Here is a 20,498-nt window from a genome sequence, read left to right as displayed (position 1 = left end):
GAGTAGAGTAAGAGGCAGGGCGTAGTCGGACTATTTCCCTGCCTCTCCTCCCCGAACCGGACGTGCACCTTTCAGCGCATCCGGCTCTCCATTTAAATGCTGGCGAACGCCATTGCCACTTCTGTAAAGCGCGATGTATACGTGTTTCTGGTCTCCGTCCTCAGATAGGGATTACCTTCGGGTAGCCGCCAGCGGAACAGCTTCTTGCCTTGCCCCACCAACCGGTACAGTATTTCGCCGCTGAGCTTGCCGTGATTGGTTTTACCAAATAAAACCCACGTTTTGCTCTGACCCGGTTTCGGTGATTTACACCACCACCTCATCAGGGAAGCGATACCTGTACGGTATTTGCGGGCCAGCCAGTGAGCCAGCTTCCAGAACACGACACGGTCGATATAACTGAAGACTTTGGCCTTAAAATCAACGAACTTATAGAACATGGCCCAGCCTTTCAGTTTTCGGTTGAGTTGTTCAGCCATATCGACTTTGCTTTCACTGTAGTTGCCTGATAACAGTGCTGTCAGCGATGCGGCGAAGTTTCTGGCTTTCTCCTGCGGGATCGTTGAGACCACTCGCATCTCGCCATAACGACTGCGTTTGCGAATGATCCTGTGCCCCAGAAAGATAAAGCCGTCATTAACATGGGTGATTTTAGTCTTATCCATGTTCAGCCTGAGTTTCAGACTGCCTTCGAGCACACCCCGACACTCCTCCCTGATGGCTTCCGCCTGTGCTTTGGTGCCTTTGACGATGAGGACAAAATCATCGGCATAGCGGCAGTACGCCACCGCGGGTTTCCACTGCCAGTTTTCTCTGACCGCCGTACTTCGGCCCCGTTGGATACTGTTATTCCAGTACCACCGATCTTTTCTGGCTTTCCCGCTCAGGTAGCGCTCATGCAGGTATTGATCGAACTCATTCAGCATGATGTTCGATAATAGCGGCGATATAACACCGCCCTGTGGCACACCTTCACTGGCCGCCCGAAAGAGACCGACATCGATATGTCCCGCCTTGATGGTTTTCCACAGCAGAGTCATGAAACGTGCGTCACTGATCCTGCGGCGTACAGCCTTCATCAGCAGTCGATGATGTACGGTGTCGAAGTAACTGGACAGGTCGCCTTCAATCACCCAGCGTCCCCGGGTTTCACCGCAGTCTGTGAGCTGTAATTTCACCGTGCGGATCGCGTGGTGGACACTGCGCTCAGGCCGGAAGCCATATGAGAGCGTATGAAAATCACTCTCCCATATCGGCTCCATCGCCATCAGCATGGCCCGCTGAACAATACGATCCCGCAACGCGGGGATACCCAGTGGTCGCAGTTTGCCGTTGCTTTTAGGGATGTAAACCCGTCTGGCGGGCAAGGGCTGGTAGTGGCCTGAGAGTAATTCATCCCTGAGGATTTGCAGCTCAACAGCCAGTCTGGCCTGTAGCATTGTTTTGTTCACGCCATCAACGCCGGGGGTATGCGCCCCCTTTGATGAAAGCGTGATCCGCGCCGCTTCAGCCAGCCATTCTGGTTGTGTTATCAGACGCAGCAGCCGTTGAATCCGTAGGGACGGATCGGTGGCTGCCCATGTGGCAAGCTTGCGTTGCATTTCGCTGATTATCAAAGGTCTTCACCTCGTTAGGTCAGTTAATTCACGTCGCAAACACATTCAAACTGCTTCCCTTCGCCATGTAATGGGCTTTCCCCATCGCGGACTACTACGGAAGCTCCGCCAGCCAGCGCGTCATCGGAGCCATGCCCCCTTAACATCCGTCGCTGACCTTCCCCGGTTTACCTGCCTGGAGTCAGGCATACTGAGGAGGCTGCCCGTCGCACTCTTTATCCTTGCTTGCCGCAAGTTGGCAGAAGTCAGCAACGCAAGCGTGATAGACGCTGCTGCCCCGGTGTTTCGCATACATGTCAAAACACCTTCGACCGGCAGTGCTTACGTATCACTGCCAGTTCCTCCTGCACGGCCTGTCAGATCACGTAGGCCGTGGTGACGTTTTCAACCCACAGAGGCGGATTAACGGGTTCATGTTCTTCAGCCTTTCAGTACTTAACCTTGAGGATCATCTCGGCTTAGTGATCTCGCCTCAATCCCCGTTGTCAGCGGGTTACATCACCCTGCGGGCATGCCGCAGGTCACTGCCGCTCAGGTTCTCCACCGTCACACCCGGTGGGATTGTTGGGTTTCTCATCGTGAGTTACCGGTTCAATATTCCAGACAGACTCGCGGTTCATTTAAGCATCCATGCCCGCCCTGAACTCCGGGCACACTATACGTCACATCGCCGCACCACACCTGATTCGGTTCTGTCACTGCAAACTGTCGCTCAAGGCAATTCGGGATAGCGGTGTGTTCATGACCACCACGTTTATACCGGTGAGTTGGCTGCTGACAACTCACCAGACCCGGTTCTTTCATGAGCCTTCCGGCAAGCCAGCGTCCCATTCTGAAGCCTTTCAGGGTTGCCATAATCGCGATACTTCTTGCGCCAGCAGAGCCATGGCTGATGTTATGCAGTTCCAGAACCTGACTGCGTAACACAGCTCGCCTGCCGTCTGGCTTTTCGGGGCTTTTTCCCCAGTATTTGTAGCTGCTGCGATGAACCCCGAACACGTGGCAAAGTGTGACCACAGGATACTGCGCTCTGAGTTTCCCGATTAACGAGAATTGTTCAGGGAGTCTGGCATCAAGAGCGCGGTAGCCTTTTTTAATATGTCGTTTTCCATTTCAATGCGTTGTATTTTTTTCTTCAGCTCACGTATTTCAATCTGCTCCGGGGTTATAGGAAAGGCTTTAGGTATTTTGCCCTGTCGTTCATCCCGCAACTGCTTTACCCATCGCGTCATGGTAGAAAGGCCGACATCCATAGCACTGGCCGCAGCTGCAACGGTGTAGTTCTGATCAAGGACCAGTTGAGCGGATTCGCGTTTAAACTCTGCGCTGAAATTTCTTTTTTTCATTGAGGCACCTGTAATGTTCTGAGGTGAGCATATCACCTCTGTTCAGGTGGCCAAATTCAGTAAACCACTTCACTTGAGATAGGCATACGGATCGTGCCCATTATTACGGGCCGACTGGATCAAACTCATGATCGCAGCAGCGCGCTTGAGCATGCGAACCCGCGCCGAGCATTTGAGAAGGCAACGGGATGAACGCTGGCTGGATAGCCGTGGTTTTCTGGGTAAGCAGGCGAATCCATTTGTGGACGAGGTTGGCATTGAGGCTGTAGCCCAAGGCGATGTTTGCGATGGAGGCATCGGGTTCAGAACACTCCTGAATGACCTGGGCCTTGAAAGATTTGCTGTTGGTACGGCGCTGAGGGCGCATGGAAAATCCGCTTGATGGGCCATGGCCTTCGGCGGCGGTATCGGGAAGGTGTGTTGGCCGGACGGATACTGTTGAACTACGTTGTCTGGGGCAACGGAAGTGTTTCGGCCCGACTCTGGAACGCGATCCGCAGCGACGACTGGGCAATTCCGCACGTTGGCCTGAGCAGCCTCGGGGAAATCGTCGTCTGGGCGCGCCCAGACGAGTTTCCGCCAAGGAACATGCAGACAAGCAAGGGGCTGCGGGCACTCGACTACAACGTGAGGATCGGTGTTTGATCGAGGCGCCTGTGGCACACGCAGGCTGACGAGCCAGGCGCTGTCCATTGCCTGATCAGGCCGCCCCCCTGCGCCTTGCCTGAGCAGTTGACCTGCATCAATGGGGCGGGAGAACGCTGTACATTGACTCTTGACTCTTGAAGTTTGTCATGGTAGGTGTAATATTTTACAAAGTATTGCAAGGATTTCCTTGGCCGGAACCGCAAAGCGACGCGATTGGAGAGGGTGAGATGAAAGCGCACCTACAGGTGATTTTCACGCTCGATGAATTGGCTGCGTACTTGAAAGTCGGCAAGCGGACGCTTTATCGGCTCGCCGCGCACGGGGAAATTCCGGCTTTCAAGGTGGACGGGACGTGGCGGTTTCGTCAAAGTGAAATCGATCAGTGGCTCAATGATCAGACCCGAGCCGGAGCAAAGAAGGAGGTGATGCGCAAGCGTGAACAGCAGAAGTCATCCGAGCAGCCCGTGTCGCCTGGGCGCAGTGCCCGTCGCAGCAGGCAAAGGGCTTGAGTAACTCGTTTTCCAATTTTTCTGGAGGTATGACATGGACATCGATTTCAAGAAGTTGGCTCCCTGGAACTGGTTCAAGAACGAGCAGCAAGAGCAGCAGACCGCCTCTTCCCTGCCAGTGCAGCGCAATGACCTGCCAGCGGCTAGCGGGCCAGTCAGCCCGATCCTGCAACTGCATCGGGAAATCGACCGGCTGTTCGATGACGCATTCCGGGGCTTCGGTTTTTCGGCGTTGAACATGCCGCAGTGGCCATCCGATTGGTCGGGCATGCTGAAGCCGGCCCTGGACATCCAGGAAACCGACAAGCAGTACAAGATTGCCCTGGAAGTGCCCGGTGTCGAGGAGAAGGACATCCAGATCACCCTCGACAACGACGTGCTGATGGTGCGTGGCGAGAAGCGCCAGGAACAGGAGAAGAAGGAAGGTGGCTTCCACCGTGTGGAGCGCTCCTACGGCAGCTTTCAGCGTGCCTTGAACCTGCCTGACGACGCCAACCAGGATTCGATCAAGGCATCGTTCAAGAACGGGGTGCTCACGGTCACGATCGACAAGCGCGAGGTCAGTGCGCCGAAGCAGGGACGCTCGATCCCGATCAACGGCTGACGTCGCCGGCTCGTTCGTCACAAGAAAAACCCGGCCCGAGACGAGGTGTCGCGGCTCGCGATGCCTCGTCGCCTCAACCTTGTCAACCTTCTCAGGAGCATCAGCATGGCCAGAAAACAATGCCAGGTCTGCGGCCAACCCGCCACCGTGCGGGTGGAAGCCAATCTCAACGGTCGTCACAGCACCATGCTGTTGTGCGACGACCATTACCGGCAATTAGTGCGCCAGCAAAAGCGCACCGTTTCGCCGCTGGAAGCCTTGTTCGGTTCGCGCAGTGGCCTGTTCGAGGACTTCCTCGGCAGTGACTTCTTCCGCATCGGCGACGACGCGACGCCAGTTGCCGCCGATACCGATGACGTGGTCGATGCCTCGTTTGGCGAGCCCGCCGCCGCAGGTTCGGGTGCGCCGCGCCGTCGCGGCAGTGGGCTGGCCAGCCGCATCAGCGAACAGTCGGAAGCCTTGTTGCAGGAGGCCGCCAAACACGCTGCCGAATTTGGCCGCTCCGAGGTGGATACCGAACATCTGCTGCTGGCGCTGGCCGACAGCGACGTGGTCAAGACCATCCTGGGTCAGTTCAAGATCAAGGTCGATGACCTCAAGCGGCAGATCGAGTCTGAGGCCAAGCGCGGGGACAAGCCCTTCGAGGGCGAGATCGGCGTGTCGCCGCGCGTGAAGGATGCGCTCAGCCGCGCCTTCGTGGCCTCCAATGAACTCGGCCATTCTTATGTCGGTCCAGAGCATTTCCTGATCGGTCTGGCCGAGGAAGGCGAAGGGCTGGCCGCCAACCTGCTGCGCCGCTACGGCCTGACGCCGCAGGCGCTGCGCCAACAGGTCAGCAAGGTGGTCGGCAAGGGCGCCGAGGATGGACGCGCTGAGACGCCGACCAACACGCCAGAACTCGACAAGTACTCGCGCGACCTGACCAAGATGGCGCGCGACGGCAAGCTCGACCCGGTGATCGGCCGCGCGCAGGAGATCGAAACCACCATCGAGGTGCTGGCCCGGCGCAAGAAGAACAACCCGGTGCTGATCGGCGAGCCGGGTGTGGGTAAGACCGCCATCGTCGAAGGGCTGGCGCAGCGCATGGTGGCGGGTGAAGTGCCCGAGACCTTGCGCGACAAGCGCCTGGTGGAACTCAACATCAACGCCATGGTGGCCGGCGCCAAATATCGCGGCGAGTTCGAGGAGCGCGTGCAGAAGGTGCTGAAGGAGGTGACCGAGCACCAGGGCGAGCTGATTTTGTTCATCGACGAGGTGCACACCATCGTCGGTGCCGGCCAGGGCGGTGGCGAAGGCGGGCTGGACGTGGCCAACGTGTTCAAACCGATGATGGCGCGCGGTGAACTCAACCTGATCGGCGCCACGACGCTGAACGAGTACCAGAAATACATCGAGAAGGATGCCGCACTGGAGCGGCGCTTCCAGCCGGTGACGGTGCCCGAGCCGACGGTGGCCCAGACCATCATGATTCTGCGCGGCCTGCGCGACACCTTCGAGGCGCACCACAAGGTCAGCATCTCCGAGGACGCGATCATCGCGGCGGCCGAGTTGTCCGACCGCTACATCACGGCGCGCTTCCTGCCGGACAAGGCGATCGACCTGCTCGACCAGGCGGCCGCGCGCGTGAAGCTGTCGGCCACGGCCCGGCCGGTGGCCGTGCAGGAGCTGGAGTCCGAACTGCACCAGCTGCGGCGTGAACAGGATTACGTGGCCGCGCGCAAGCAGTACGACCAGGCCGCCGAGCTCGGCAAGCGCATCGAAGCCAAGGAGGCCGAGCTCAAGAAGCTCGTCGAGGACTGGGAGCGGGAGCGGGCCTCCGGCAGTGCCGAGGTAAAGGCGGAACACGTGGCGCAGATCGTCTCGCGCCTGACCGGCATCCCGGTCAACGAGTTGACGGTGGAAGAGCGCGAAAAGCTGCTGCACTTGGAACAACGGCTGCACGAGCGCCTGGTGGGACAAGACGAGGCGGTCCGTGCCGTGGCCGATGCCGTGCGGCTGTCCCGCGCCGGCCTGCGCGAAGGCAGCAAACCGGTGGCTACCTTCCTGTTTCTGGGCCCGACCGGGGTGGGCAAGACCGAGCTCGCCAAGGCATTGGCCGAATCTATCTACGGCGATGAGCACGCCCTGTTGCGCATCGACATGTCGGAATATGGCGAACGCCATACCGTGGCGCGGCTGGTGGGCGCGCCTCCGGGCTATGTCGGTTACGACGAAGGCGGTCAGCTCACCGAGAAGGTGCGGCGCAAGCCCTACAGCGTGCTGCTGCTCGACGAGATCGAGAAGGCACACCCTGACGTCTACAACATCCTGCTGCAAGTGTTCGACGACGGTCGCCTCACCGACGGCAAGGGCCGGGTGGTGGATTTCACCAACACCATCATCATCGCCACGTCCAACCTGGGTTCGGACATCATCCAGCGACGGCTGAAGGCGCGTGAGGCGGCTGGCGAGGAGTACGAAAAGACCAAGGCCGAGGTCATGGACGTGCTGCGCGGCCACTTCCGGCCCGAGTTCCTCAACCGCATCGACGAGATAATCGTCTTCCATGCGCTGGGCAAGGAGGAGATCCGCCACATCGTCGGCCTGCAGCTCGATCGCGTGGCGCGCAGCGCCGCCAGCCAGGGCGTGACGCTCACTTTCGATCAGACGCTGATCGACCATTTCGCGGAAGAAGGCTACAAGCCCGAGTTCGGTGCGCGTGAACTCAAGCGCCTGATCCGTAGCGAGCTGGAAACTGCGCTGGCGCGCGAGATGCTCGGTGGCGGCATCGGCAAGGGCGATCACGCCAGCGCACGCTGGGACGACAAGGCCGAACGCGTGGTGTTCGAACGCAAAGAGCCACCGCAGACCCCGGCCGAGCCGGAGCTGCCGGATGCCGCGAAGGCGACCGAGACGCCGCACGGCGACGCTGGCAAAGGCTCGCGCAAGAAGAAGTCGGCGAGCGACGCATCTTGATGGCGGGCGAGGCTGCCGTGTCCGACCCCATCGGCCTGGCATGGGCAGCCTCCCTGGCCTCGATCGCGGTGGCGGTCGTGGCCGCGGGTCACGCGGTCGTCTACAAGCGTGATCCGCGGTCGGCCACGCCGTGGGGGCTGCTCATCAGCGGCGGCACTGCTCTCCCGCTCGCTGGCCATCCGTTTGCGTGACGGTGCGGCCCGTCTGTTCACCTGATCCTCTGGCAACTCGACTTTCGAGGAACACGGCCCATGGAAAAAAAGAATCAATGGAATACCGGCTACTGGATCGTTGCACTCCTGCTGTTGTTGAGTTTGCAGAGCTACTGGCAGACGGCGAAAACCGTCGAGCCGGTGCCCTACAGCGAGTTCGAGAAGGCGCTGGCCGAGGGGCGCGTGGCCGAAGTGCTGGTGTCGGATCGTACGGTGACCGGGCGCCTGAAGTCGCCGGACAGCCGGGGCAAGACGACGATCGTTGCAACGAGGGTCGAACCCGATCTTGCCGATCGCCTGTCGAAGTACGACGTGCCCTATGCCCGCGTGTTGGAGAGCACCTGGCTGCGCGATGTGCTGTCGTGGATCCTGCCAGCGGTAGCCTTCTTTGGCGTCTGGTTCTTCCTGTTCCGCCGCTTCGCCGAGAAGCAGGGCATGGGCGGGTTTCTCAACATAGGTAAGAGCCGCGCCAAGGTGTTCGTGGAAAAGAACACCGGTGTGACGTTCGCCGATGTCGCGGGGGGGGATGAGGCCAAGGCGGAGCTGGTCGAGATCGTCGATTTCCTGAAGAATTCGCAGGACTATGGCCGTCTCGGGGCGCGCATTACCAAGGGCGTGTTGCTGGTCGGCCCACCGGGCACCGGCAAGACATTGCTGGCCAAGGCTGTTGCCGGCGAGGCGGCGGTGCCCTGCTTCTCCATCTCCATCTCCGGCTCAGAGTTTGTCGAGATGTTCGTCGGCGTGGGTGCGGTCCGTGTGTGCGAGCTGGCCCGCGGGCAGGCACCGGCCATCATCTTTATCGACGAGCTCGATGCGCTGGGCCGCGCGCGCGGCGTCGGCGGCCACGACGAGCGCGAGCAGACCCTCAACCAGCTGCTCACGGAGATGGACGGCTTCGACAGCTCGGTCGGGCTGATCATCCTCACCGCCACCAACCGCCCCGAAATCCTCGACCAGGCGCTGCTGCGTGCCGGCCGCTTCGACCGCCAGGTGCTGGTGGACCGGCCCGACATCAAGAAGGGGCGGCTGGACATCCTGAAGGTTCATGTCAAGAAGGTGACGCTGGCCCAGGATGTAGACCTCGAACAGGTAGCCGCACTGACCACGGGCTTTTCCGGCGCGGACCTCGCCAATCTGGTCAACGAGGCGGCGCTGGCGGCGAGGAGACGCCGTGCGTCCGCCGTGGAATTGCAGGACTTCACCGCGACCATCGAGCGCATCGTGGCGGGCCTGGAAAAGAAGAGCCGCGTGCTCAACCCCAAGGAGCGGGAAACCGTGGCCCATCACGAGATGGGCCATGCGCTGGTGGCGCTGGCGCTGCCCGAAACCGACCCCGTACACAAGATCTCGATCATCCCGCGCGGCATCGGCGCGCTGGGCTACACCTTGCAGCGCCCCACCGAAGACCGCTTCCTGATGACGCGTACCGATCTCGAGCACAAGATCGCCGTACTGCTGGGCGGGCGTGCCGCCGAAAAGCTGGTGTTCGGCGAGTTGTCTACCGGGACGGCGGACGATCTGGCGCGAGCCACCGACATCGCCCGCGACATGATCACCCGCTTTGGCATGGACGAGGGCCTGGGCTACATCGCCTTCGAGGCGCAGCGGCCCCGCTTTCTCGATACACCTGAACTGGCCCACGGCGGTTGCCGGTTGGCCGAATCGACCCAGGCGCGCATCGATCAGGCTATCCGCGACATCGTGATGGGCGTGTTCGAGCGCGCCTACCGGATTCTCGACATCAACCGCGCGGTGCTGGAGCGCTGTGCGCGCGAGCTGCTGGCGCGGGAAACGCTCGACGAAAGCGATATCCGTCAATTGACTCAAGGACTTGTTCGGAACTGAAAACAGTAGTAGGTGCCATTCAGAGTAAACCGACGGCTCTGTTCAGTGCGTCATCCAATTCGTCGGCATTGTTCAAGGAGAACCGATATGTCTGCATTGACACCGTGGGACCCCTTCCGGGAACTGGATGAATTGCAAAACCGCCTGGCGACGATGTTCGGACGAATACCCCAGCGACAGGGCGCCCGTACCGGCAACGAAGCCATGACCACGGCGGACTGGGCACCAATGGCGGACATCAGCGAGGATGAGAACGCATTCCTCCTCAAGCTGGATCTGCCGGAGGTCCCCAAGGATGCCGTGCGCGTCAGCGCGGAAAACGGTGTGCTCACCATCAGCGGCGAGCGCAAACTGGAAAAAGAGGAGCAGGGCAAGAAGTTCCACCGCATCGAACGTGCGTATGGCCGCTTTGTGCGCAGCTTTGTCTTGCCTGACAACGTTGATCCGACCAAGGTGACGGCTTCCATGAAAGACGGCGTGCTGGAAGTGCGGCTTGTCAAGGCCGAGCAAGCCAAACCGAAACAGATTGAAATCTCAGTCAACTAACTTCAATCAAGAGCCCAAGATCATGAATATCAAACAGCCACAATACACCTTCTCCGCACTTGCCCTGGCGGTCGTCGTCGGACTGAGCGGACCGGCTCTGGCCCAATCGGCGGCAGGTTCTAGCCCAGGTGCTGCAGCACCCTCTGCCGCATCCAAGGCGGCACAGCCACAGGTAGATGACAAGGCCGCCCGGGAAGCCGATAAAAAGCGTGCCGAGCTCACTCAAGACGCCATCACGGCGCTCACCAAGACCCAGGAGGCTTTGACCCTCCTTGATGCAAATAAGACCAAGGAGGCGCTTGCTGCGCTGGAACTGGCCAGCGGAAAGATGGAACTGGTATTGGCACGCGACGCCAAACTTGCTTTGGCGCCGGTCGATGTACGCGTCATCACCCACGATATCCACGCCAACGTGGAATCGGTAAAGAAAGCGGTCAAGTTGTCTCGGGAGTTGTTGGGTGATGGCGAGGTGCAAAAGGCCCGGCCCATCGTTGCCAATCTGGCCAGCGAAATCGTAATCCAAACCGACAACCTTCCGATGGCAACGTACCCGGCAGCGATCAAGTCGGCCGCACGGCTCATCGACAGCGGCAAGATCGACAACGCCAAAGCGGAACTCGCCCGAGCACTGAACACGCTGGTGGTGACCTCGGTCGCCTTTCCTCTGCCCGTGCTACGGGCCGAAGCCGCGATGGCAAAAGCTGAAAAGCTGGCCGAGACCGACAGGCGCGATGCCAAGCAGAACGAGGAGCTCAGCACCTTGCTGTCGTCCGTGCGCACGGAGATCGAGATGGCGCAGATCCTGGGTTATGGCAAGAAGGCGGACTTCAAACCCATCTTCGATCAGGTGAAGTCCATTGAGCAAAAGTCGGCTGGTGGCAAAAGCGGCAAGGGATGGTTCGACGAGTTGAAGACGCGCATCCAAAAGCTGTTTTGAGGTGATGAAGGGGCTGACTGCTCTGTCGGTCAGTCTCGCGATGTTCGCATTCAGCCCCAATAGATTCGCCTATTTTCACTATCTCATACGAGGCATATCACCATGAATGAGCAAACACCGAATCCCAATGCGACGAACGAAGGAATAAACGAACAGGCCGCGGTAAGCAGCCTTCCTGTCAGTCCAGAGTCCAAGCCTGAAGTCGTCACGGAGGTACAGCCTGAGGTTCAGAAAGAAACGGACTCGCAGGCGGAAGACAAACGTAAACAAGTCCTCGATGAGGCAGTCTCGGCCTTGTCGCTGACCAAATCCGCGCTGGCCGCACTTGACGGCAAGGACACTGCACGCGCATTGGCAACGCTGGCCGAAGTGACGGGAAAGCTGGAGCTGATCGTCGCGCGCGAACCCACGCTCGCCCTGGCCGGCGTTGATGTGCGCACCATCGTGCACGACTTGTTCGCCAACACGGAAACCATTGAGGCGATGACCGACGAGGCGCTGGATGCCCTCAAACATGGCGAGGTGCAACAGGCTCGCCACGTGCTGGCTTTGCTGGCCAGTGAAATCGTGATCACGGTCACCAGCATCCCTTTGGCGTCCTATCCCGCAGCCGTGAAGGCAGTCGTGCCGCTGATCGATCAGGGCAAGATCGAAGAAGCCAAAGCCGCGCTGCAGTCAGCGCTCAGCACGCTGGTCGAGGAGCGCAGCGTGCTTCCGCTGCCCGTCCTGCGTGCGAAGCTGCTCCTGAAGCGCGCCGAGCCCCTGGTAGAAGATGGTCAGCGCAGCGAAGCATCCAATGAGCGCCTGGAGACATTGTTGAACGAAGCCCGGCAGCAATTGGAAATGGCAGAACTGCTGGGCTATGGAAAAAGGAAGGACTTTGAGCCCCTGTACGCTGAACTCAAGAAAATCAAGGAAAAGACGGGAGGGGGAGGCTGCGGAAAAGGCTGGCTCGATGAAGTCAAGGCAAAACTGTCCAAGTTGTTCTGAAACCCCTGGATAGGGGGCGCATAGCGCCCCCTCTCTTGTTCCATGAGTGTTTGATTTTTTATTCTGTATAGATCTTTAGGAGATATTGCATGAACACAGACACCATCGCTAATTCCAATGCGGATGACCCCACCAAAGCACTGTGTTCGCTGAGCCAAAATTGGTGGCTTTTTGTGCTGCGCGGTGTCTTGGCATTGATTTTTGCAGCCCTCGCGTTCTGGATGCCACAATCGGCTCTGTTGGCCATGACCATCATGTTCGGCGCATTTTCCTTGGTCAATGGCGCGTTCAACTTGTTTGCAGCGGTGCGCCATATACAGAAAAAAGAGCGCTGGGGCTGGCTGCTGTTCAGCGGCATTGTCGGCATACTTACGGGCGTCGTCGTCCTGGTTGCTCCTTGGGCCGCCACGATAGTCTTGGCTTCTTTTTTATGGGCTAGCGTGGGCTTCTGGGCGATTTTCACCGGTGTGCTGGAGATATCCGCCGCCGTTCGGCTGCGTCGGGAAATCAAGGGTGAAATCTGGCTTGCCCTCAGTGGACTGCTCTCGATTATCCTTGGCGCTATCGTCTTGTGGATATTTTTTACCCGTCCGGTCGAGTCATTCGTGGCCGCAGGCTGGCTGTTGGGTTTCCATGCGGCAGTCTATGGCGTCACGCTTTTGTTCTTGAGTTGGAGTCTTCGCAAAACGCGCCTGGGGTAAGAGCGTGCCAAACCAAAATCTATGGATATGAGCATCCTCGATTCATACCTCCATAGAAATGACATCGAAGGAGTCATACATGCAGATGCAATATAGCTATCGAGCTATCGACAAAGAGTTTCATGAACCTTGGCAGAGAACTTTGGGAAATGTGATCGAGCACGCCCTCAAGCCATTGCTCGACAAACACACTAAAGATTCAGCGCAACTTCAAATCGTCCTTGATCGCGACAAGATCAAGCGGCAATTTCTGGCCAGTGGCTATATGCACCTGCCCGGCAAAAAGATTGTCAGCGTTACTGCATCACATGACGAGCTGACGCCCCTCGCGAAGATGCTCGCACAGTCGTTGTTCCGTCAGGCCAGGAAGCATTTTGACCGACTGCATGCTCAGGATCAAATCAAGCGCAAAGCACGACGCGAGCGCTTGCGCGAGCTCAAGGTGCGGATTGCCGCAAAACCCGCATCAGCCGCCCATGAGGCCGAGGTGACCCGAATGCCTCTACTGTCGAAACTTGAGGCTGTCGCAAGGCGTGAGCTGGCTTATCTGCGGGCCGTCGGCGATTTACCGCGCGATTATCCGACGCTGCGCGACGTGGTGGATGAAGCGATTGTCCGAGCTGAGGTGGAATGGCAATCCGTGCCGGGGGAAAAAGAGGCTTACACCGATCTTTTGAAGCATCTGTTCGCCGTCCTGGATAACGAAGTGGCAAGCAGCCGGCAATTTGGCGAATTCGTTTCTCTGGACGCGCCGGTCGAACCGGATGCCCAAGACGTGGCCGAGGCCATGGTGGAAGAGGAAATCTTCGAATTTTATCAGCCCGATGACACACTCAAGCTGGCCGATATCTTCGCTGGCAGTCAGCATCCCGATGTCGCAACGATCGCGGAACAGGAGGAGCTGATTGATCGGTCGAGCGAGCTCGCTTTTGCATTTGACCTGCTGAAGGACATGCCGCGTTTGTGGCGGCGCATTTTTCTGCTTATCCGTGTGGACGGGCTGAATGCCAGCAGCGTCTCTGAAATCCTGCTGATTCCTAGTAAGGAAGATGCTGTCCGAAGGTGGCTCATGCAGGCCGAAGCATTCATCGCTGCTCATCTGGAAGAGGCCGGAGTAAGCAAAAACGGGAACGATTGGCTCCAAGGCGTTGATTGGTCGGCATTGTCTGTGACCCGAAGCGAGGCAGCCTCACTGTGGTCCAAGGAGGCGAACCATGAAGAATGATCTTCACCTCGTCTGCCCGCATTGCCAGTCCATCAACCGCGTACCGACTGCGAAGCTATCGGAACATCCCAACTGTGGCCGCTGCCAGCAGCCCTTGTTCACGGGCGAGCCCATCGAGTTGACCACGGCGACGTTCTCGCGCCACGTGGAGCGCAGCGATCTGCCGCTACTGGTCGATTTCTGGGCGCCATGGTGCGGGCCGTGCAAGATGATGGCGCCACAGTTCCAGCAAGCGGCGCACCAGCTCGAACCGAGGATCCGGCTGGCGAAGGTGAATACCGAGGCTGAGCCCCACCTGGCCGCGCAGTTCGGTATCCGCAGCATCCCGACGCTCGCCCTGTTCCAGGGTGGGCGGGAGATCGCCCGTCAGGCCGGCGCGATGGGCGCGCAGGACATCGTGCGCTGGACGTCGACGCAAGTGGGACGCTGACCGATGCAGGCCTTACTCGGCGATACGCTAATCCTGCTGGCGGCTTGCAGCCTGGCGTCGATGGCGACGGCGGCGTTCAGAGTGCCCGCCTTGCTGGGGTATCTCTCTGTCGGCGTTGTACTGGGCCCCTCAGTCATCAGCGTGATCGCGCCGGGGGAGACGCTGAGCTTTCTGTCCGAGCTGGGCGTGGCGCTGCTGTTGTTCATGGTCGGACTGGAATTCTCCCTCGGACACTTCTGGCTCGCCCGCAGGACGGTGCTGATGGCGGGCGCTCTGCAGATGATCGCCGTGGCCCCGCCGCTGATCCTGCTATTGATGTGGCTGGGGCAGCCCGGCCAGAGCGCCGCGCTGCTCGGCACTGCGGCGGCCATGTCGTCCACGGCGCTGGTCAGCCGACAACTGGCCGACCAAGGCGAGCTCACCACCCGCCACGGCCGCAGTGCCATCGCCGTGCTGGTCTTTCAGGACCTGGCCAGCGTGCCCCTGCTGGCCTTGCTGGCGATCTGGGCGCGCGGCGAGTCGCCGAAGATCGAGCATGTGCTGCTCGAAGTATTCGGTGTGCTGCTGCTGTTCGCGGCAGCGGCCCTCGCCTCGCGCCGTCTGTTGCATGGCCTGCTGGGCTGGGTGGCGCGGCGGGGCCACGAGGAATCGTTCGTGCTCGTCTCCTTGTGCGTGGTGGTGGCTGCCGCCGCCGCTGCGCACGCGGTCGGCGTATCCGCCGCCCTGGGGGCCTTCCTCGCCGGGATGGTCCTGGGCGAGAGCGACTTCCGGCACCACATGGAAAGCCACCTCAGGCCCTTTCGCGATGTGTTGTCGGGCGTGTTCTTCGTGACCATCGGCCTGCAACTGGACGCAGCACAGATTATTTCGGCACCGCTGGCGGTGCTGGCGTGGCTGGTGGTGCTGGTACCAGTCAAGATCCTGCTCAATACGCTGGCCTTGCGGGCGACGCGCCTGTCCGCCCTCGATGCCTGGCGCGCGGGCATAGCGTTGGGGCACGGCGGCGAGTTCGCCCTGCTGTTGTTGGGCACGGTCTTGCAGCAGCATCTGATCCCCGCGACCGTCGTCCAACCCATGCTGGTCGCGCTGGTGCTCAGCATGGCTCTGGCACCGCTACTGATCCGCCATCACGATGTACTTGCCCGGTTCTTGAGCCGCACCGGCGGCGTCATTCAGCCACCCCAGGCTGAAGAAGTCGAGATCGCCGCGCAGACGACGCGATATCGAGACCATGTCATCGTTTGCGGCGCGGGCGAGCTTGGCCTTACAGTCAGCGAGATTCTTCGCCACGCCGGCGTGGCGCATCTGCTGCTGGAGGCGGACGCGCAGAAGGTCGAGGCCGCGCGTGCCGCCGGCGCGCCGGTGTTCCATGGCGATGCCAGTCGGCCCGATACCTTGCTGGCTGCCGGCTTGACGCATGCGCACTTGGTGGTGCTGACGTTCGCCCATGCCCAGCAAGCGTTGCGCATCGCCCAGGCGATTGCCGAGCGCCGTCCGGCGCTGACCTTGTGGGTGTCATGCAGAAGTACGACCGCGGCCGATGCATTTCGCGCCATGCCCAACGTGCGCGTGTATCAGCAATCCTTTGCCGCAGCTATTGGGCTGGCGGAACAGGTGATGTCGACGCTTGGCATGTCGACCGAGCTGATTGAAGGACACATCAACGCAATGCGCCGCCGTCTCGACAGCAGCCGTTTTCCAGGGAGTTCATCGTCATGAAATCAACACGCCTTAACCCATTTCAGGTCTTGCGTGACCAATTAGCCATCATGAGTTTTTACGAGCGCTTCGAGCAGGTCGTCGCGCTCGTGCTGTCGGCGGTGATCGCCGTCATCATCGTGGTGTCGCTGTTCCAGCTCATCTCCATCGTCTTCACGCTGCTGGTTCTCGATGCCTTCAATCCCCTGGACCACAAGGTATTCCAGAGCGTGTTCGGTATGATCATGACGCTCTTGATCGCGATGGAGTTCAAGCATTCCATCGTGCGCGTGGCGCTGCGTCGGGACAGCATCATCCAGGTCAAGACAGTGGTCCTGATCGCGCTGATCGCACTCTCCCGCAAGTTCGTGGTCCTCGACTCCGACGCGAGCCCCGCAAAGATAGCCGCGCTGGCAAGCGCCACGCTGGCTCTGGGTGCGACCTACTGGCTGCTGCGCAAGCGCGGCGACCGCGCCGCCGAGACCTCTGAGCATGACCCGTCATCATCCCAGTGATCCGCGCACGGCGCTCTTGCAACACCGCTGGCTCAACCGCCTGCAGACCGGGCTGTTGGTCCTGACCCTGGTCGGGATCGCAGCCGCAGCAGGGAGACTGCCGTTTGGGGAAGGCTGCCTGTGGCTCGCGCTGTTTGCCGTTGCAGGTGCGTTGCTGCTGGAACCGGTAGCCGCGTCGGCGCTGAGCTTGCGCCTGTACCGCGTACGGGCCTTGCACCCGCAAGAAGCCCACGAGATGTGGGCCCGGTTGCGCGAGCTGCCCGCCCGTGCCGGTTTGCCCGCCACGCCGGTGCCGCACTATGTGCCCAGTGCCGTCGTCAACGCCTTCGCCACCGGATCGAAGCAGGAGGCATCGATCGCCCTCACCGATGGCCTGCTGCGCAGCCTGAGCCCACGCGAGCTGGCGGGTGTGCTCGTGCACGAGGTCGCGCACATCGCTAATGAGGATCTGCGTGTCATGGGGCTGGCGGATTCCGACAGTCGCCTCACGAGCCTACTGGCCCTTATGGGACAGATCGCGATCCTGCTCAGCCTGCCCGCGCAGCTGGTTGGCGCGGCGGAGGTCTATTGGCCTGGTCTATTGTTATTGGCCGCATCGCCCCAGCTGGCTCTGCTCGCACTGCTCGGCTTGTCTCGCGTGCGTGAGTTCGACGCTGACCGCCTTGCGGCGGAACTGACTGGCGACCCGCAGGGGCTGGCGTCCGCGCTGGCGAAAATCGAGCGGGTCAGCCGCTCCTGGCGTGCCTGGCTATGGCCGGGATGGGGCAATCCCGAGCCCTCCTGCTTGCGCACGCGTCCGGCAACGCAAGAGCGCATCGCACGCCTGCTGACGTTGGCGCCTGGGCCAGCATCAGCGTTGCCACTCCGCGCGCCCCATTTTTTGCCGGAATCCGCTTTGGCGACGCGCCCACCGCGCTGGCGCCCGAGCGGGCTGTGGCGCTGATTGCCCATCAACAGGAGACGTCTCATGGCCTATCTCGACCCGTACCAACGCCCCGCGCCGGACCGCTTCGTCCGGCGCGGGCTCTTCATCACCGCCTGCATTGCCGCGCTCATGCTGCTGTGGCAGTTTCTGCCCGCCATCGAAGCATGGTTCAGTCCGCGCGAGGCAGCAGAACGCACCGTGATGGCGCGTGGCGATCTGGCGGCGGACGAGAAAACCACCATCGAACTGTTCGAAAAATCGCGCGCCTCGGTGGTCTACATCACCACCGCGCAATTAGTACGCGATGTCTGGACGCGCAACGTGTTCTCCGTGCCGCGCGGCACTGGATCGGGCTTCATCTGGGACGACGCCGGCCACGTCGTCACCAACTTCCACGTCATCCAGGGCGCGTCCGAAGCCACCGTCAAACTGGCCGACGGCCGCGACTACCAGGCCGCGCTGGTGGGGACGAGCCCCGCGCACGACATCGCCGTGCTCAAGATCGGCGTCGGTTTCAAGCGCCCGCCGGCCGTGCCGGTCGGCACCAGTGCCGACCTCAAGGTGGGTCAGAAGGTGTTCGCTATCGGCAACCCCTTCGGCCTGGACTGGACGCTCACAACTGGTATCGTCTCCGCGCTCGACCGCTCGTTGCCGGGAGAAGCGGGCGGCCCGGCCATCGATCACCTGATCCAGACCGACGCCGCCATCAACCCCGGCAATTCCGGTGGCCCGCTGCTCGATTCGGCTGGGCGGCTGATCGGAATCAATACCGCCATCTACAGTCCGTCTGGCGCCTCGGCCGGCATAGGCTTTGCGGTGCCGGTCGATACCGTCATGCGCGTGGTGCCGCAACTCATAAAGACCGGCAAGTACATCCGTCCGGCGCTGGGCATCGAGGTGGATGAGCAGCTCAACGCGCGTCTGCAGGCGCTGACCGGCAGTAAGGGCGTATTCGTATTGCGCGTGACGCCGGGCTCGGCGGCGCACAGGGCCGGGCTCGTCGGCGTCGAGGTCACCGCAGGCGGCATCGTGCCCGGCGATCGCGTTATCAGCATCGACGGTATCGCCGTCGACGACGTCACCACATTACAGGCCCGGCTAGACGACAAGAACGTTGGAGATGTTGTGGTCTTGTTAGTGGAGCGGGCCGGCAAGACTCGCGAGATGCTTGTGGAACTACAACCGGGAGTTTGATGGAAAGTGGGTCATGGATCTGCACAGCGAAGCAGCCAAGCGACTTCAGCCTTGCGCCGAACTACGAGCCCTAGCTAGGGATGGTCTGAAGTAGCCCTGTATTTCCGGCTGACTTCAGCCACTGCTGATTTTGAAAGCGGTGAACCGATCAAAAACGATCGGATCACCCGCTCATTTCGGTGCTTTCAGCCGTCGCGAGCACCTTGCGACGGCCATTTTCCGCATTACAGGCGCACCTCTCCTGCGCTTGCCAGCAAATGTCGGCGGGCCATCCATAGGTTCGACAGGGCAAACAGCGTCACCAGTTGTGCAGTGTTCCTCACCAGCCCTCGGAAACGTACCTTGGTGTAGCCGAAACTGCCGCTTGATCACGCGAAACGGGGGCTCTACCTTCGCTCGCACTTGCGCCTTGGCCTTCTCGATCTTGCGCTTGGCTTTGTACAGGGCGCTGCGTTTATCGAGCATCTTGTAGGTGCTGCGGCGTGCTGCGACCTGCCAGATCACTTCTCGGTCGGCATGCTCGGAGCGCTTTTCGACGCCGGTGTAGCCGGCATCGGCGCAGACGACGTTCTCGTCGCCGTGCAGCAGCTTGTCGACGTGGGTGACATCCGCCACGGTGGCTGCCGTGCCCACCACGCTGTGTACCAGCCCCGATTCATCATCAACGCCGATGTGCGCCTTCATGCCAAAGTAATACTGGTTCCCCTTCTTGGTCTGGTGCATTTCCGGGTCGCGCTTGCCGTCCTGGTTCTTGGTTGAACTGGGCGCGTGGATCAGCGTGGCATCGACGATAGTGCCCTGGCGCAGCGACAGACCGCGATCCCCCAGGTAGCCATTGATCACGCAGAGGATGCCGGCTGCCAGCTCATGTTTCTCCAGCAGACGACGGAAGTTGAGGATGGTGGTTTCGTCAGGAATACGCTCCATGCTCAGCCCGGCTAACGGACGTAGGATGGTCGTCTCGTACAGCGCTTCTTCCATGGCCGGATCGCTGTAGCCGAACCAGTTCTGCATCAGATGGATACGCAGCATCGCCATCAAGGGATACGCCGGGCGACCTGAATCGACACGGGTTTAACAGACACCTCAGAGTCATTTAAGATGGCTTAAAGAGAGGTGCCCATGAGCGGTAAGCGTTATCCCGAAGAGTTTAAAATTGAAGCAGTCAAACAGGTTGTTGATCGTGGTTATTCTGTTTCCAGCGTTGCAACACGTCTCGATATCACCACCCACAGCCTTTACGCCTGGATAAAGAAGTACGGGCCGGATTCCTCCACTCATAAAGAACAGTCAGATGCTCAGACCGAGATCCGCCGTCTCCAGAAAGAGCTGAAGCGGGTTACTGACGAACGGGACATATTAAAAAAAGCCGCGGCGTACTTCGCAAAACTGTCCGACTGAGGTACGCCTTTATCCGTGACAACGCCCGTTGCTGGCCTGTTCGCCTGCTCTGTCGGGTGCTGGATGTTCATCCCAGTGGCTTTTACGCATGGCTTCAGCAGCCGCATTCACAACGCCATCGGGCAGACCTGAGACTGACAGGACAGATTAAACAGTTCTGGCTGGAATCGGGATGCGTCTATGGTTATCGCAAGATCCATC

Annotated in this window: 17 protein-coding genes and 4 pseudogenes; 17 read left to right on the top strand and 4 right to left on the bottom strand. The window is 60.3% G+C overall.

Going from position 1 to position 20,498, the window contains the following annotated elements; all coding sequences use genetic code 11:
• Positions 1–92 precede the first annotated feature (92 nt).
• The 3 genes and pseudogenes from ltrA to OGY18_RS06640 all read right to left on the bottom strand — a co-directional run.
• Positions 93–1,601, bottom strand: a complete 1,509-nt coding sequence (gene ltrA, locus OGY18_RS06650) for a group II intron reverse transcriptase/maturase (protein WP_001189109.1) — start codon at positions 1,599–1,601, stop codon at positions 93–95.
• Positions 1,602–2,273: 672 nt separating this feature from the next.
• A pseudogene (locus OGY18_RS06645) lies at positions 2,274–2,962 on the bottom strand (IS3 family transposase); the annotation flags it as partial.
• Between the two features lie 72 nt (positions 2,963–3,034).
• Positions 3,035–3,121: pseudogene (locus OGY18_RS06640) on the bottom strand (transposase domain-containing protein); the annotation flags it as partial.
• A 222-nt stretch (positions 3,122–3,343) separates the two neighbouring features.
• Between OGY18_RS06640 and OGY18_RS06635 the strand changes: the two are divergent.
• From OGY18_RS06635 to OGY18_RS06560, 16 genes are all read left to right on the top strand, one after another.
• A complete protein-coding gene (locus tag OGY18_RS06635) occupies positions 3,344–3,607 on the top strand; it encodes a hypothetical protein (RefSeq protein WP_003847756.1) in 264 nt (87 codons plus the stop codon).
• A 230-nt stretch (positions 3,608–3,837) separates the two neighbouring features.
• On the top strand, positions 3,838–4,119 hold the full coding sequence (locus tag OGY18_RS06630) for a helix-turn-helix domain-containing protein (RefSeq protein WP_003847758.1): 282 nt from the start codon (positions 3,838–3,840) through the stop codon (positions 4,117–4,119).
• Positions 4,120–4,153: 34 nt separating this feature from the next.
• Positions 4,154–4,723, top strand: coding sequence for a small heat shock protein sHSP20 (hsp20, locus tag OGY18_RS06625; protein WP_003847761.1), 570 nt, complete (start codon positions 4,154–4,156; stop codon positions 4,721–4,723).
• A 105-nt stretch (positions 4,724–4,828) separates the two neighbouring features.
• Positions 4,829–7,678, top strand: coding sequence for a heat shock survival AAA family ATPase ClpK (gene clpK, locus OGY18_RS06620; protein WP_003847763.1), 2,850 nt, complete (start codon positions 4,829–4,831; stop codon positions 7,676–7,678).
• On the top strand, positions 7,678–7,869 hold the full coding sequence (locus OGY18_RS06615; RefSeq protein ID WP_001446316.1) for a hypothetical protein: 192 nt from the start codon (positions 7,678–7,680) through the stop codon (positions 7,867–7,869). The genes clpK and OGY18_RS06615 overlap by 1 nt, the downstream gene beginning before the upstream one ends.
• Positions 7,870–7,929: 60 nt before the next feature.
• Positions 7,930–9,735, top strand: coding sequence for an ATP-dependent zinc metalloprotease FtsH (ftsH, locus tag OGY18_RS06610; protein ID WP_003847766.1), 1,806 nt, complete (start codon positions 7,930–7,932; stop codon positions 9,733–9,735).
• A gap of 87 nt (positions 9,736–9,822) precedes the next feature.
• Complete coding sequence (gene hsp20-GI, locus OGY18_RS06605; protein ID WP_001275372.1) at positions 9,823–10,281, top strand: small heat shock protein sHSP20-GI; 459 nt, start codon at positions 9,823–9,825, stop codon at positions 10,279–10,281.
• A 22-nt stretch (positions 10,282–10,303) separates the two neighbouring features.
• Positions 10,304–11,218, top strand: a complete 915-nt coding sequence (gene yfdX1, locus OGY18_RS06600) for a heat resistance protein YfdX1 (protein ID WP_003847769.1) — start codon at positions 10,304–10,306, stop codon at positions 11,216–11,218.
• A 102-nt stretch (positions 11,219–11,320) separates the two neighbouring features.
• A complete protein-coding gene (yfdX2, locus tag OGY18_RS06595) occupies positions 11,321–12,208 on the top strand; it encodes a heat resistance protein YfdX2 (RefSeq protein ID WP_003847770.1) in 888 nt (295 codons plus the stop codon).
• Between the two features lie 89 nt (positions 12,209–12,297).
• Positions 12,298–12,909 carry a heat resistance membrane protein HdeD-GI gene (hdeD-GI, locus tag OGY18_RS06590; RefSeq protein ID WP_003847772.1) on the top strand — a complete coding sequence of 204 codons (612 nt, stop codon included), beginning with the start codon at positions 12,298–12,300 and terminating at the stop codon, positions 12,907–12,909.
• Between the two features lie 79 nt (positions 12,910–12,988).
• Positions 12,989–14,134, top strand: a complete 1,146-nt coding sequence (locus tag OGY18_RS06585) for a hypothetical protein (RefSeq protein ID WP_003847774.1) — start codon at positions 12,989–12,991, stop codon at positions 14,132–14,134.
• Positions 14,124–14,564 carry a heat resistance system thioredoxin Trx-GI gene (trx-GI, locus tag OGY18_RS06580; protein ID WP_000786814.1) on the top strand — a complete coding sequence of 147 codons (441 nt, stop codon included), beginning with the start codon at positions 14,124–14,126 and terminating at the stop codon, positions 14,562–14,564. The genes OGY18_RS06585 and trx-GI overlap by 11 nt, the downstream gene beginning before the upstream one ends.
• 3 nt (positions 14,565–14,567) lie before the next feature.
• Positions 14,568–16,283 (top strand): heat resistance system K+/H+ antiporter KefB-GI, encoded by a 1,716-nt coding sequence (kefB-GI, locus tag OGY18_RS06575; RefSeq protein WP_032948597.1) that lies wholly within the window; start codon positions 14,568–14,570, stop codon positions 16,281–16,283.
• Positions 16,280–16,777: a heat resistance protein PsiE-GI gene (psiE-GI, locus tag OGY18_RS06570; RefSeq protein WP_003847780.1), complete on the top strand. Its 498-nt coding sequence runs from the start codon at positions 16,280–16,282 to the stop codon at positions 16,775–16,777. The genes kefB-GI and psiE-GI overlap by 4 nt, the downstream gene beginning before the upstream one ends.
• Positions 16,755–17,720 (top strand): zinc metalloprotease HtpX, encoded by a 966-nt coding sequence (locus OGY18_RS06565; RefSeq protein ID WP_003847782.1) that lies wholly within the window; start codon positions 16,755–16,757, stop codon positions 17,718–17,720. Before psiE-GI ends, OGY18_RS06565 begins: the two co-directional genes overlap by 23 nt.
• Positions 17,721–17,744: 24 nt before the next feature.
• Entirely contained in the window at positions 17,745–18,896 is a 1,152-nt protein-coding gene (locus OGY18_RS06560; RefSeq protein ID WP_003847784.1) for a S1C family serine protease, read from the top strand.
• Positions 18,897–19,120: 224 nt separating this feature from the next.
• Here OGY18_RS06560 and OGY18_RS06555 read toward each other — a convergent pair.
• Positions 19,121–19,961 (bottom strand): annotated as a pseudogene (locus OGY18_RS06555) (IS5 family transposase); the annotation flags it as partial.
• A 57-nt stretch (positions 19,962–20,018) separates the two neighbouring features.
• Here OGY18_RS06555 and OGY18_RS06550 point away from each other — a divergent pair.
• Positions 20,019–20,498 (top strand): annotated as a pseudogene (locus OGY18_RS06550) (transposase); the annotation flags it as partial.

This window comes from Citrobacter sp. Cpo142, assembly GCF_030332425.1.
GTDB classification, from domain to species: Bacteria; Pseudomonadota; Gammaproteobacteria; order Enterobacterales; family Enterobacteriaceae; genus Citrobacter; species Citrobacter portucalensis.
This window is presented reverse-complemented; position numbering and strand designations above follow the sequence as displayed.

Bases quoted from the DNA above. Each gene is read 5' to 3' on its own strand.
- hsp20 (WP_003847761.1), top strand. From the start codon at position 4,154: ATGGACATCGATTTCAAGAAGTTGGCTCCCTGGAACTGGTTCAAGAAC.
- yfdX1 (WP_003847769.1), top strand. From the start codon at position 10,304: ATGAATATCAAACAGCCACAATACACCTTCTCCGCACTTGCCCTGGCG.
- psiE-GI (WP_003847780.1), top strand. From the start codon at position 16,280: ATGAAATCAACACGCCTTAACCCATTTCAGGTCTTGCGTGACCAATTA.
- yfdX2 (WP_003847770.1), top strand. From the start codon at position 11,321: ATGAATGAGCAAACACCGAATCCCAATGCGACGAACGAAGGAATAAAC.
- ftsH (WP_003847766.1), top strand. From the start codon at position 7,930: ATGGAAAAAAAGAATCAATGGAATACCGGCTACTGGATCGTTGCACTC.
- hdeD-GI (WP_003847772.1), top strand. From the start codon at position 12,298: ATGAACACAGACACCATCGCTAATTCCAATGCGGATGACCCCACCAAA.
- hsp20-GI (WP_001275372.1), top strand. From the start codon at position 9,823: ATGTCTGCATTGACACCGTGGGACCCCTTCCGGGAACTGGATGAATTG.
- OGY18_RS06560 (WP_003847784.1), top strand. From the start codon at position 17,745: ATGGCCTATCTCGACCCGTACCAACGCCCCGCGCCGGACCGCTTCGTC.
- OGY18_RS06585 (WP_003847774.1), top strand. From the start codon at position 12,989: ATGCAGATGCAATATAGCTATCGAGCTATCGACAAAGAGTTTCATGAA.
- ltrA (WP_001189109.1), bottom strand. From the start codon at position 1,601: ATGCAACGCAAGCTTGCCACATGGGCAGCCACCGATCCGTCCCTACGG.
- kefB-GI (WP_032948597.1), top strand. From the start codon at position 14,568: ATGCAGGCCTTACTCGGCGATACGCTAATCCTGCTGGCGGCTTGCAGC.
- OGY18_RS06565 (WP_003847782.1), top strand. From the start codon at position 16,755: ATGACCCGTCATCATCCCAGTGATCCGCGCACGGCGCTCTTGCAACAC.
- trx-GI (WP_000786814.1), top strand. From the start codon at position 14,124: ATGAAGAATGATCTTCACCTCGTCTGCCCGCATTGCCAGTCCATCAAC.
- OGY18_RS06615 (WP_001446316.1), top strand. From the start codon at position 7,678: ATGGCGGGCGAGGCTGCCGTGTCCGACCCCATCGGCCTGGCATGGGCA.
- clpK (WP_003847763.1), top strand. From the start codon at position 4,829: ATGGCCAGAAAACAATGCCAGGTCTGCGGCCAACCCGCCACCGTGCGG.
- OGY18_RS06630 (WP_003847758.1), top strand. From the start codon at position 3,838: ATGAAAGCGCACCTACAGGTGATTTTCACGCTCGATGAATTGGCTGCG.
- OGY18_RS06635 (WP_003847756.1), top strand. From the start codon at position 3,344: ATGGGCCATGGCCTTCGGCGGCGGTATCGGGAAGGTGTGTTGGCCGGA.